Origin of the sequence: Congregibacter sp. (genome assembly GCF_045107095.1) — a bacterium.
In the GTDB taxonomy this organism is placed as follows: domain Bacteria; phylum Pseudomonadota; class Gammaproteobacteria; order Pseudomonadales; family Halieaceae; genus Congregibacter.
This window is the reverse complement of the sequence record NZ_JBGCFU010000013.1, coordinates 43,574-55,788: the sequence shown is the minus strand read 5'-3', so window position 1 is coordinate 55,788 and position 12,215 is coordinate 43,574. Positions and strand designations below refer to the sequence as shown.

Annotated in this window: 10 protein-coding genes; 5 read left to right on the top strand and 5 right to left on the bottom strand. The window is 54.1% G+C overall.

The genetic code is table 11. The annotated features are described in order from the left end of the window. Nucleotides 1-1,080: an alanine racemase gene (gene alr / locus AB8B76_RS02660; protein ID WP_405269894.1), complete on the top strand. Its 1,080-nt coding sequence runs from the start codon at nt 1-3 to the stop codon at nt 1,078-1,080. A 77-nt stretch (nt 1,081-1,157) separates the two neighbouring features. Next, nucleotides 1,158-2,702, top strand: a complete 1,545-nt coding sequence (locus tag AB8B76_RS02655; protein WP_405269892.1) for a Ppx/GppA family phosphatase — start codon at nt 1,158-1,160, stop codon at nt 2,700-2,702. A gap of 24 nt (nt 2,703-2,726) precedes the next feature. On the opposite strand, the gene AB8B76_RS02650 is transcribed toward AB8B76_RS02655, so the two are convergent. The 3 genes from AB8B76_RS02650 to AB8B76_RS02640 form a co-directional block, all read right to left on the bottom strand. Then, nucleotides 2,727-3,626 carry a general secretion pathway protein GspB gene (locus tag AB8B76_RS02650; protein ID WP_405269889.1) on the bottom strand — a complete coding sequence of 300 codons (900 nt, stop codon included), beginning with the start codon at nt 3,624-3,626 and terminating at the stop codon, nt 2,727-2,729. A 43-nt stretch (nt 3,627-3,669) separates the two neighbouring features. Beyond that, nucleotides 3,670-5,355, bottom strand: coding sequence for an AAA family ATPase (locus AB8B76_RS02645; RefSeq protein ID WP_405269886.1), 1,686 nt, complete (start codon nt 5,353-5,355; stop codon nt 3,670-3,672). Between the two features lie 121 nt (nt 5,356-5,476). Continuing rightward, a complete protein-coding gene (locus AB8B76_RS02640; RefSeq protein ID WP_405269883.1) occupies nt 5,477-6,037 on the bottom strand; it encodes a PadR family transcriptional regulator in 561 nt (186 codons plus the stop codon). Between the two features lie 141 nt (nt 6,038-6,178). Here AB8B76_RS02640 and AB8B76_RS02635 point away from each other — a divergent pair, with 141 nt between their 5' ends. The 3 genes from AB8B76_RS02635 to AB8B76_RS02625 all read left to right on the top strand — a co-directional run bounded on the left by AB8B76_RS02635 (nt 6,179) and on the right by AB8B76_RS02625 (nt 9,877). Continuing rightward, nucleotides 6,179-7,147, top strand: a complete 969-nt coding sequence (locus AB8B76_RS02635; protein ID WP_405269880.1) for an NAD(P)H-dependent flavin oxidoreductase — start codon at nt 6,179-6,181, stop codon at nt 7,145-7,147. Between the two features lie 69 nt (nt 7,148-7,216). Next, the gene (gene msrA / locus AB8B76_RS02630) at nt 7,217-7,849 is read left to right on the top strand and encodes a peptide-methionine (S)-S-oxide reductase MsrA (RefSeq protein ID WP_405269877.1); all 633 of its coding nucleotides are present in this window, start codon (nt 7,217-7,219) and stop codon (nt 7,847-7,849) included. Nucleotides 7,850-7,978: 129 nt separating this feature from the next. Beyond that, nucleotides 7,979-9,877: a S8 family serine peptidase gene (locus AB8B76_RS02625; protein WP_405269874.1), complete on the top strand. Its 1,899-nt coding sequence runs from the start codon at nt 7,979-7,981 to the stop codon at nt 9,875-9,877. A gap of 94 nt (nt 9,878-9,971) precedes the next feature. Here the strand turns inward: AB8B76_RS02625 and AB8B76_RS02620 are convergent, their stop codons facing one another. Together AB8B76_RS02620 and AB8B76_RS02615 are read right to left on the bottom strand one after the other, a co-directional pair. After that, entirely contained in the window at nt 9,972-10,424 is a 453-nt protein-coding gene (locus tag AB8B76_RS02620) for a hypothetical protein (protein WP_405269871.1), read from the bottom strand. Between the two features lie 51 nt (nt 10,425-10,475). Continuing rightward, nucleotides 10,476-12,206, bottom strand: coding sequence for a sodium:solute symporter family protein (locus tag AB8B76_RS02615; RefSeq protein ID WP_405269869.1), 1,731 nt, complete (start codon nt 12,204-12,206; stop codon nt 10,476-10,478). Nucleotides 12,207-12,215 lie beyond the last annotated feature (9 nt).

Genomic DNA, 12,215 nt, shown 5'->3' with positions numbered 1-12,215 from the left:
GTGGCGAGACCAACGTTCGCCAGAGTTTTCCCGCAGAACATTCGCCACAATTTTGGTGTCGCTCGCGACAAGGCTCCTGCGGCACGCCTCATGGCCTGTGTTAAGGCAGACGCTTACGGACATGGCCTGCTTACCGTGAGTCACGCCTTGCACGACGTTGCAGATGGGTTCGCTGTGGCCTGTATAGAAGAAGCGTTAACTCTTCGTGAGCATGACATTACGAAACCCATCTTGATGCTCGAAGGGCCCCAAAGCGCTGATGAAATAGCGGAGGCGTCTAGCCGAGATCTCACTCTTTGCATAAACGAGTGGCACCAACTGGAATGGCTGGAACAAACCAACCTCAACACCCCCCTCTCCTGCTGGCTTAAAATTGACACCGGCATGCATCGCCTGGGGTTTGCTCCCGATGCAACAGCTAATGCTATTGAAAGACTGCTGCCAAAAATTAGACATTCCGAGTTTGTTGTCTGTACACATTTTTCCAGTGCAGATTTACCTGAAGACAACGGCATCAGTAAGCAGCTAGATGTGTTCGACAGGTCTATAGGCGAGCAGAGTTATGCTCAGAGCACCGCAAACTCCGCTGCAATTTTCCGTGCGCCTGAAAGCCACCGCGACTGGGTTCGCCCGGGCTACATGCTCTACGGCGGTTCACCCCTGGCAGAGTGCAGCGCTTCCGACCTCGGACTCAAACCTGCTATGGAACTCAGTGCTCAGGTGATCAGCATTCGGGAAGTATCGACCGACGAGCGCGTTGGCTACTGCGGACGCTGGCAAGCTCAACGTCCGTCTCGTATAGCGACCATTGCGGCAGGTTACGGCGACGGCTACCCACGTCATGCCCCTGACGGTACGCCGGTTTTCATCGAAGGTGCTTCCCTGCCGCTGGCTGGCAGGGTATCCATGGACATGATTACCGTTGATGTCACGGAACACCCGAGCGTCACGATCGGATCTAAAGCAGTTCTCTGGGGAGATGTGCCAGACGTAGATGTTCTAGCGGGCTATGCGGATAGTATTGGCTACGAATTATTGGCTGGCATGCCCAAGCGTGTGCCGCGCATCGTGGAGCCTTAGCCACGGTAAAAGTGTGCTATCGCGAGTGCTCTCGGATAAACTAACAAACACAAACTATGACCGGTTGACGCGACACCTTGGAAGCAACAAAAGATCTAAAGAAAGCCTCTCACGACCACAGTGACAATCCAGAAGCCCTCCGCGACGGCAGCCTCCTCGCAGCTGTAGATTTGGGCAGCAACTCCTTCCATCTCCTCATAGCGCGTATCGAGCACGGAGAGATTCGTCCCACCCAAGCGCTGTCCGAAAAGGTGCAACTTGCCGCAGGGCTTGAAGGAGACACGCTTTCGAAAGACGCCATCAATCGAGGCCTCGAGTGCCTGAGTCGCTTTGCGCAACTACTCCAGAGTGTAGAGCCTCAACGTATTCGAGTCGTAGGCACCAATGCCTTGCGTCGCGCTCGGAACCGACGAAAGTTCACAGAGCCCGCGCGGCGAATTCTCGGCGCCCCAATCGACGTAATCTATGGACGCGAAGAAGCCCGGCTGGTTTATTTGGGCGTTGCACACACTCTTGCCGATGACACCCAATCACGCTTGGTCGTAGATATTGGTGGAGGCAGTACCGAGTTTGCCATTGGTGAGCGCTTCGAACCCCGGCGACTGGAGAGTCTGCAACTCGGCTGCGTGACCTATGCCAAAGACTGCTTTAAAGATGGCATGCTCAGCAAGTCGAACTACAAGTCGGCCTATGACCGCGCCTGCGTAGAGGTGTCACATATCCGCAAACAGTTTCGGAGCAAGCACTGGGTAGAGGCCGTGGGTTCCTCGGGCACCCTTCAAGCGATAGAGGGCATTCTCCTTGCTCAGGATTGGGCTGGGGGAAACATCACGCGCAAGGGGCTTACCCGCATGCGAAAGGCCTTACTCGATTTCAAGTATATGGACGACATCAATCTTCAAGGATTGACAGATGCCCGGCGCTCGGTGATCGCATCGGGCGTAGCCATTACCGAGGCAATTTTCGATGTACTGGACATAGATGAAATGCGAAGTTCCCGCGGTGCACTGCGTGAAGGCGTTGTCTATGACCTCGTGGGACGTCTCAGTCATGAAGATGTTCGCGAAAGAAGCATCGTCGCGTTAATGCAGCGTTACCACGTCGACGAGGAGTCTTCACAGATTGTTGCCCGCCGCGCTCGTATGTTGTTTGACGCAACCTACAAGGCGTGGGATCTCACCGCTAGCGACCGGGAGCTTTTGATCTGGGCAGCGTTATCCCAGGAAATCGGAAAAGCCATAGCACACAAACATTACCATCGCCACGGAGCTTATCTCCTTCGCAATTCTGACCTGCCAGGATTTCCGCAACACGAGCAGGAAGACATGGCGATCCTGGTGGAAGGCCAGCATGGCAAGCTTCGTCAGGAGCTCTTTGGAGACAGCGAAGGTGCCATGCTCCTGAGGCTACAGCGACTGGTTGCCCTTTTACGCTTGGCAACACTGTTTAAATACGTCGAGCCATTGGAGCAGTTACCAGACTTTGCGATCAAGGCTTCTGCTGAGGGACTGAGCCTTGATTTCCCTGATGACTGGCTGGAGCAACATCCCTTGACCGCACAGGAGTTGGCGCAGCAGCGGAATGTCTTTAAGCGTATGGATCTTCGCTTGGAGATTAACTGACACCGCGCTCAAAGGCGGCCGACCTTAGAGATTCACCCAACTATTAAGCGCTCTAAGCCTGAAGTCTGTGCTGTCGAAGCGAAGGATCACTGAATCGGATAGCAGCTCTCTCACTTCTACCCCTCGCGTGCGCTGACCCTGGGTCAAGGTCTCGCCGTTGATCGTTACGGTAGAGCGTCCCAGGCTACTGTAGTCATGACTGGAATACATCAGGGTCGGGACCCTGTCCTTAAACTGCTTGGTGAGATCTTCAAGAAGCGGCGTAGGGTGCGGTTCCAAGCCGCTGTTGGCAGCCTCAGTCCGGATTTCCCTGAGTACCTGCTCCACATCAATCTCGCTTTCCGTAAAAGCCGGTGAGGCTTCAACAGTGGCTAAAGCTCCCTCAGCCTCAGACTCCTCCACGATGGACTGACTATTGCGACCAATAGCGGGCGCTGCCTCATTGACCAAGGCCTCAGTAGGTTGAGAATACAAGGCCGCAACCGCAGCGGCACGCTCTTCGGATGCTGGGTCCATCACGCTGAGAGCTGCGGCTGGTAGAGCCTGATCGGGCATCTGTGCCTGCTGCACCCTCACAGCCGTCGGCACTTTGTAAGAAGGCGATGACACGCTATCTGATTGCGCAGATTTGACGGTGCCAGAACTCACGGCGGTCATGGTCTGAGGTGTGCTCTCAGCTGTAGCCTGGACCGTAGTAGGAGCCGCCGCTGAACCTGCAGGCGAGGGTCCCGGGGCAGCGCGAAACAACACAAACATTACGGCTAATAAACAAAAAATCACCCCAAAGGACACTGCCCACTTTGGCCAAATGGGACTCCCGAAACTGCCAGGTGTGAACTCCTGCGAAAGAATCGTAGGTGCGGGGCTAGCCTGCTCACGCTTCTCGCGCTCTGCGCGGCTGAGCGCATCAAGTATCAGCGACATCGATAGACACCCTTCAGTGAAACCGCGCTATGCACCTCCCCCGTCATGAGCTCGCCGACTCCGTCTGAGTTCTTGCTCTAGCCCAGGCTCGGGCCTCGGAAAAGCCAAGATCGTCTCCCACGGCCAGGGACAAGGCGCGGAGTGTGTTCTCCCCTAGAACCCCATCTGCGCGAAGACCGCGTTGCTGCTGAAACAGCTTCACTCGAGACTCAAGACGGCTATCAAACAACGAGTCCGTCAAAGGCCGTGCTTGCCCATCAAGCCGCGCGAACAGCATGGCCACGCGACCTACGTCATCCCCGCTATCTCCGAGCTCCAAAGTGCGCGTAACAGCCATAGAGGGGCGCCAGAGCTGCCATACAGTGCCGGTCCATAGAGGCGCCAGCAACTCCAGTGGAACCTCTTGCGATCCCGTCGCCGTACCTAACAGCGCCTTATCACCTTCGATGCCCAACAGCAGCGCCCTTCCCTCAAAGCGCCGCTCATCCAAAAGCCCCAAGAGTGCCGGGCGACCCTCTGCAAGCATTTGATTCCAACTCTCCATCTGGCGCTGCTCGCAGCGCAGATTACTTAAGGACGTAGCGCAGGGGTTCGCGAGCATCGGCTGACGAGTGCCATAGAGAGAACCGAGGGCTTGCGCCCCTTCCAAAGGAGACATCCACCAAGCACCGACCTCGGCAACGGTTGACTCCTCCGTCTCCACCACTATTGCGTCGCCTCGAGCATTCATACTGTCTGCGGGCGCGCCAGGCGGCTCTGCGTTCCCAACAGCAAGCTCACTGGTATGGGCTACGCGTTCCATGGGGCTTTGCATACCCAGCAACCACCAAAGGACCATTCCCACAGTAAAAAGCGCCGCTGCTGACATGAGCCAAAGTGGGGTCTGATTCCCGCGGGCAGCAGACTCCGCTCCATTACTCCCGAGCACTTCTTTAACCGCCTGGTTCAGAAGCCCTCGATCGAGGCGCTCGCTATCTCGACCGTAGGCACCAAGGAGCATGCGATCGCAGAGCAGATTGATGAGTCTGGGTATGCCGCGGCTTTCTTTGTGAATCGCCCGCACCAACGCCAAAGGAAACAGCTCGCGTCCCGCTGGCATGCCGCCAACGTGCAGGCGATGCCGGATGTAAGCGGCAGTTTCATCGGCGGTGAGAGGCTGCAGGTCAAAGCGGGCAGTTATTCGCTGATTCAGCTGACGTAGTTCTGGCCTGGCAAGTTTTGCAGCCAACTCTGGCTGTCCGATGAGAATAATATGCAGTAGCTTCTCGTCGCTTGTCTCCAGGTTGGTGAGTAGACGAATCTGCTCGAGCACGTCGAAGCTTAAATGCTGCGCCTCGTCTATCATCAGCACAGTCTTACGACCTTTTCCGTGATTTTCGAGAAGAAATCCATGAAGAGCGTCGGTAAGATCTTTAAGACCCGGGGAAGCACTATCAAAGTTTATACCCAGCTCTTCACATACCGTGGCCAGCATGTCTATTGAATCAAGCGCCGGGTTGAGAACAATCGCGATATCCGCATTGTCCGGCAATTGCTCGATGAGGCAGCGGTTGATCGTTGTTTTACCCGTACCTACTTCGCCGGTGAGCAGAATAAAGCCCCCACCCGCTCCCACGCCATAGAGCAGGTGCGCCAGCGCGTCACGATGTCGAGGACTCATGTACAAATATCGCGGATTAACCGCGATGGAGAAAGGCGCTTCGCTTAGACCAAAATACTGGTAGTACATACCGAGCTCTGTGAGGTGCGGATCGTCGCCGGAAACCGGAATCGCATTATGCAGTATCTGGGGAAGAGACTGTTACTTCGGGTTCTTTAGCATGCTCTTTCACGTTCTTTTTGCCAACACATCAAGCACCAGCGCTAACATCTGCATCAGCCAAGAGCTCAAGGGCTTCATCACACCAGGACAAATATTGTTTGCCGCCATTGATGCCGCCAATCAACGCAAGATATACACCCTTTCGGCGAAGAGGCAGTGACTTAGGATCATCGTAGTGCCGACGCCTGATACGCTCATACAAGTACAGACGTTTCATCATGGCGTCGCGGCGTTCAAGTAACCGAGTGCGAAGGTACTCGATGTTTGTTTCCGACAAGTTATAGAGCTTGATGTAGAGCTCATCTTTGGTCTCTTGCAAACGCATGCGGTCCTTGGTGAGCACCCATTGATCAAGGGCGTCGCGACCCAAGTCGGTCAAGGCATAAAGAATTCTGTCGGGACGGCCTGTTTGGCTTTCGGTGCGTCGTGTAACCCAAGCGAGCTCACTGAGTTTCCCAAGCTCGCGGTAGATCTGCTGGTGGGAGGCATGCCAGAAAAAGCCTAAAGACTTGTCGAAGGAACCCGCAAGATCGTAACCCGATAGCTCGTCTTCAATCAGCGCAGTCATAATCGCGTAACGCAGCGCCATGGGGTCTCCTTGGTAAAAGTAGCGGATGCGTGATTGTGCACCCAACCGATGCCTTATGCAAAATGTTGCATACGCGGTCGACTTACCTTAATCTGCGCGACGCTTTTCCACGATCTCGATTTTTGTCTAAAGGAGCCTCTCATGGCATTGCCAGAAACACTCTCTTCTCGTCTGCGTCTCCCAGCTGTCGCAGCCCCGTTGTTTATCATTTCTAATCCCGACCTGGTTATTGAGCAGTGCAAAGCCGGCATCGTCGGCTCATTCCCTTCTCTGAACGCTCGCCCTCTGGAAGAGCTGGATCGATGGCTGGACCGGATAACAACTGAGCTTGCTGAATACGATGAAGCAAACCCTGAAGCCCCCTCGGCGCCATACGCCGTCAACCTTATCGTGCACGGGTCGAACAATCGTCTTCAGGAAGACCTTGAGATGTGTGTGAAGTACAAGGCCCCCGTGGTAATCACGTCCCTGGGCGCAAAAGAGTTTGTTAACGATGCCATTCATTCTTATGGCGGTATCGTTCTCCATGACATTATCAATAATCGATTTGCAAAGAAGGCGATTGAAAAAGGCGCCGACGGGCTTATCGCCGTGGCAGCTGGCGCTGGCGGACATGCGGGTACTCTCTCGCCCTTTGCTTTAGTACAAGAAATTCGCGAGTGGTTTGAGGGTCCTCTTCTGCTTTCTGGTTCCATCGCGAATGGCGATGCAATCCTAAGTGCGCAAGCGATGGGGGCAGACCTTGGCTACATCGGCTCCGCTTTTATCGCCACGGAAGAGGCGAATGCAGAGGAGTCCTATAAGCAGGCCATCGTGGATTACAACTCTTCAGACATTATCTACAGCAACCTATTCACGGGAGTTCACGGAAACTATCTCGCGCCATCTGTCGAGGCGGCTGGTCTGGATCCAAACAACCTTCCGGAAAGCGATCCCTCTGCGATGGACTTCGGCTCGGGCGGCAACACTGACGCAAAAGCCTGGAAGAACATTTGGGGCTGTGGCCAGGGCATCGGCGCCGTGAAGAGTGTCGGCTCCACGGCCGCATTGGTTGAGCGCTTAAGAGTGGAATACGCCGCTGCCCGCGCTAGATTGTTGGACGCAGCCTGAACAAAGTAGTGGAGACGGGAACCTATTCCCCTCTCCACTGCCAAAGAGGTAGTTAATTGGAGAAAACTCATGCCTCATCACACCGCGCAATCGCCGTTGTTAAAAAAACTCACCCCTCTACTTGCCATCGCAGGCTTCACTGTCACGATGATGCAAGGAATCGCTGCCCAGGCTGAGGAGCGAACGGCGAGCTTTGCCGGCGGGTGCTTTTGGTGCGTAGAGTCTGACTTCGCGAAATTGGACGGCGTCTTAGACGTAGTCTCAGGTTTTACGGGTGGCACACTGCAAAACCCCACCTACCGAGGCAACCACGAAGGTCACTACGAAGCGGCACAAGTCACTTACGACAGTGAACAGATCAACTATGAAGAGTTACTGGTCCACTTCTGGCGAACCGTCGATCCTCTGGATGCGGGTGGACAGTTCTGCGATCGCGGCTTTAGCTACAAAACAGCCGTATTTGTCGGCAACGACGAAGAACGACAAGCCGCCGAGAGAACTCGCGCAGAGGTAGACGCACTGTTCCCCAAAGATTCTGTTGCCACGGTTATCCTCCCTGCCGGACGTTTTTGGCCTGTCGAGGAATATCATCAGGACTACGCTGAGAAAAACCCTCTTCGCTACAAGTACTACCGATCCAGCTGTGGCCGAGACAAACGTGTAAATGCCTTGTGGGGTGATAAGGATTGGGGACTAAACTAAGTTCGTAGCTCTGCGGATTCCCGCCATTTAACGCAGGGGACCCTCGCCTCATCGATAGTCGCCACCGGCGTTCTTGTACGGTGAAGAACCTAGTGATAGAAGCCAAGCTTTAACTTCGAAGGATTCATCGTGATCAAGAAAAAGGGTGCTGTTTTACTCACTGGCTTGCTGCTCGCCTCTGTGAATGGCCTAGCACTGTCGAGCTCTGCGAGCGCACAAGGATCAGAGCGCCCCGTCATCGAAGTAAGAGATGACTTGCCGCGTCACAGCTACACAATCGACGTTCCGGTAACCGCACTGTACGACGAAGAAAACCGCGACAAGTTGTTGGCGCTGGCACGGCAGATAGCCGCGGACACCAACGCGGATTTGAGTACCTACGACATTCAAGACGACAATACCGTGCAGCAGTTCTACGGATTACTGGGCAGTGTCGCGTTATTGGAGAGCGACTGGCAGACGTATCTCGACTATCTCGAGAAACGGAAGGCGCTTGAAAGCAAAGAAGCAAACCGTTTGACCATGGGGCTTGCGGGTTCCGCAGTCGCTCAAACTGAGTTAAACGGGTCTCCATCGGAAGAAGCGTTCGCTGAAACTTTTCAAAACATGGTCACAGCCCTTCCCTACAAGACTGTCGAAGCCAACCTGAAGAGCCTCAAAGGCCGTACAGAGATACTCAGTAGAGCATTACTTATGGGTAGCCTCGAATCAAACTACCAGCCCGTCGTAGACCGAAATGGTGGAGAGATAAGTTATGACATCGCCTCCTCCCTCGTCGGCGCAAGCTTTACACTGGATCACTTCCTCGACGTTTCGGACGCCATTAACACGGTTTTGAGCTACACCATCGCTTCAAACCAGGTTGAAAAAACCGATATTTGGTCGGCGCGGCAAGTGGTTCTGGATGCGAGCGAGGCTGTGTCACCGGTAGTCCTCGCGGTATGGGATAGCGGCATGGATACTGAAATCTTCCGAAAGACCGGCCAACTCTGGACCAACGAGAAAGAGATACCTGACAACGGAATCGACGATGACGACAACGGCTACGTCGATGATGTGCACGGCATAGCCTACGACCTGGATGCCAATAAAACGCCGGACATTCTCTACCCTATCGGAGACTTCCCGCAGGATGAAAACGAACTGCAGCTACTCATAAAGGGCATGGGTGACATCCAATTCAATGTCGATAGTGAAGAAGCGACAGCGGTACGGCAGCAGCTGGCGAGCCTGCCCCAAGACGACGTACAAGAGTTCCTTGAGTCTCTATCCATTTACGGCAACTACTCCCATGGAACACATGTGGCCGGCATTGCCGCGGAAGGCAATCCTTTTGCTCAACTGTTAGTCACGCGCATGACCTACGGGCACGAGACTATCCCTGAGCGCCCCACCCTAGCGGCCGCCCATCGTGGGGCCGCAATGTTTCTTGAAACCGCAGAGTACTTCCGAGAGCAAGGTGTTCGTGTAGTCAATATGAGCTGGGGTGGTTCCCTGCGAGGCATCGAAGCGGCACTGGAGGCTAACGCAGCCGGCGAAACGCCGGAAGAGCGTAAAGCCATCGCGAGAGAGATCTTTGAGATAGGTGATCGTGCCCTGAGGAAAGCGATCAGCGAATCAGACAACATACTGTTTGTAACCTCCTCAGGAAACTCTGACAACGATGTGCGCTTTGATGAGTTCTATCCCAGCAGCTACGAATACCCTAACTTGTTAACAGTGGGCGCCGTGGACAGCGCCGGCGACGAAACCAGCTTTACCAGTCTCGGAAAAGTCGATGTTTATGGAAACGGCTATGAGGTGGAGAGCTACGTGCCGGGCGGCAATCGTATCCCCTATAACGGAACATCTATGGCGTCTCCGCAGGTAATGAATCTGGCAGGAAAGCTGCTGGCGCTTCATCCGGAACTGACTGTCGAAGAGCTAAAGACAGTGATCATCGAAGGTGCCGAAGAGAAAGACATTAGCACCCGTACTATTCGGCTTATCAATCCAAAGCGCACTATGGAGCTTGCCGGCAAACCTTAAACGAATAGGCGTACTCTTACGCTGCATCGAAGCATTCGAGCGATAGTTCAGACGCTTCTACCGTTGGGCGAACCCTCAGATAACGTCGATCTTATTACTGTAAAAAGAGCGTGGATGCGTCAGCAAAGTATGTGCTGCCCTTAATCGATATAACTACGCGAATTCGGGCGCTCGCTTCGGGAACATTACTCAGGGGTAGGCGCCATTTCAAACCTTCGGCATCTGCAGGCTGCATTGGTCTGGGACCGGGATCGGTTTTCGGATGTGAGATCGACATGAGGACGGCCTCCACAGCGTGGGATGCCGCAAGCTGCAACGAAAGCCCCGTCGACTCTTCGATGCTTAGAGTGAGACGAACGTCCTTATTCTCAAGATGACACACTCCGCTCGCGTAGCGACAGTTGCTCTTCTCCACCAACGGATACGCCACCCCGGGCTTCGCGGGCTCCGCCGGCTCGCTCGTAAAACTCCCTACCGCAAACCAAGCCATAATCGATAGTACAGGTGCAACTACTAGCGCTACTACAACGTGCTTGTTTGTAAACATTTCTATCTCTTGGAATTACAGGACAATCAAAGTCTACAAAAACTTGCCGACTCAGTGGTCAATCGCCGCCTCTGCCCCTGCGGGCACACGAATACTCTCGACCATATCCGTTACCTCCACCGGAGGTGGCGCCGTAATAGTCGACACAGCGATCGCAACGGCAAAGTTAACAACAGCTCCAACAACGCCAAAAGCATTGGGCTCGATTCCAAAAAACCAGTTCGGTGATGTGTCACCCAGAAAGGCAGTCGACGCGATAAACATGATCCCCTTATGTTGGAACACGTAAAAAAGCGTAATGCCAATACCAGCTAACATACCAGCGATGGCACCTTCTTTAGTCACTCGCTCGCTAAAAATACCCATCATCAAAGCAGGAAAAATAGAGGACGCAGCCAACCCAAAGGCAAGAGCAACGGTCCCTGCGGCAAAATCTGGAGGGTTAAAGCCTAGGTAACCGGCACCGCCAATGGCAACGGCCATTGCTACTCGACTCGCCCTGAGCTCCTGTTTTTCGCTAATGTTTGGCGCGAATATCCCCTTCAACAAATCATGAGATATAGCGGACGCTATCGCCAACAGAAGACCTGCAGCGGTCGACAACGCTGCCGCCAAACCACCGGCAGCCACCAAGGCAATCACCCAGTTGGGAAGCTGAGCAATCTCCGGATTTGCTAACACGATTATGTCCTGATCGACTTTCACGAGTTCGTTCCTCGCGTCATCAGCCGAGTACTGCATAAGCCCGTCACTATTTTTATCTTCGAAGGCGAGCAAGCCGGTCTTCTCCCAGTTCATAAACCACTGTGGACGCGCTTCGTAAGACAGATAATCCCCGGACGCGGGCTCGATGGTTTGCATAAGATTGAGACGTGCCATCGCTGCGACCGCAGGTGCCGTCGTGTACAAAATCGCAATGAAAATCAGAGCCCATCCGGCCGAGGATCGAGCATCACGCACCTTAGGGACGGTGAAGAATCGGATGATTACGTGCGGTAGACCAGCGGTACCAAACATGAGCGAAGCGGTGTACGCAAACATATTGATCCCCGAGATACGCACGTCGGTCGTATATTCCTTAAACCCAAGCTCCAGAACCAGTTGATCAAGGCGGTCCAATAAAAAGGTATCTGTGCCCAACAAAGTACCGCCCAGACCTAATTGAGGAATAGGGTTACCCGTTAACTGAAGGCTGATAAAAATAGCCGGTATGGTGTATGCCAGGATCAAGACACAGTACTGAGCTATCTGCGTGTAGGTAATTCCCTTCATCCCACCCAGCACCGCGTAAAAGAAAACGATTCCCATACCTACTGACAACCCCGTGCCGTAGTCAACTTCGAGAAAACGAGAAAAGGCCACGCCGATGCCTTTCATCTGCCCAATCACGTAGGTCACTGAGCAGATAATCAGGCATACCACTGCGACAAACCTCGCGGTACGGGAGTAATAGCGATCGCCAATGAACTCCGGCACCGTGAATTTCCCATATTTACGCAGATACGGAGCGAGCAACATCGCTAGAATGACAAAACCACCAGTCCAGCCCATGAGGAATACGGAGCCGCCATAACCCATAAAGGCTATAAGTCCCGCCATGGAGATGAACGAAGCGGCCGACATCCAGTCCGCTGCTGTAGCCATGCCATTCGAAATCGGGTGCACGCCGCCGCCAGCCACGTAAAAATCTTTGGTAGAACCGGCGCGGGCCCAGATAGCAATACCGATGTATATTGCGAAGCTTATGCCTACTACGATGTAGGTTAGAGTCTGGAGCTGCATGACTACGCT

Excerpts from the sequence above, each read along its gene's own strand:
- AB8B76_RS02650 (WP_405269889.1), bottom strand. The coding sequence starts at position 3,626 with ATGTCGCTGATACTTGATGCGCTCAGCCGCGCAGAGCGCGAGAAGCGT.
- AB8B76_RS02640 (WP_405269883.1), bottom strand. The coding sequence starts at position 6,037 with ATGGCGCTGCGTTACGCGATTATGACTGCGCTGATTGAAGACGAGCTA.
- AB8B76_RS02615 (WP_405269869.1), bottom strand. The coding sequence starts at position 12,206 with ATGCAGCTCCAGACTCTAACCTACATCGTAGTAGGCATAAGCTTCGCA.
- msrA (WP_405269877.1), top strand. The coding sequence starts at position 7,217 with ATGCCTCATCACACCGCGCAATCGCCGTTGTTAAAAAAACTCACCCCT.
- AB8B76_RS02635 (WP_405269880.1), top strand. The coding sequence starts at position 6,179 with ATGGCATTGCCAGAAACACTCTCTTCTCGTCTGCGTCTCCCAGCTGTC.
- AB8B76_RS02645 (WP_405269886.1), bottom strand. The coding sequence starts at position 5,355 with ATGTACTACCAGTATTTTGGTCTAAGCGAAGCGCCTTTCTCCATCGCG.
- AB8B76_RS02620 (WP_405269871.1), bottom strand. The coding sequence starts at position 10,424 with ATGTTTACAAACAAGCACGTTGTAGTAGCGCTAGTAGTTGCACCTGTA.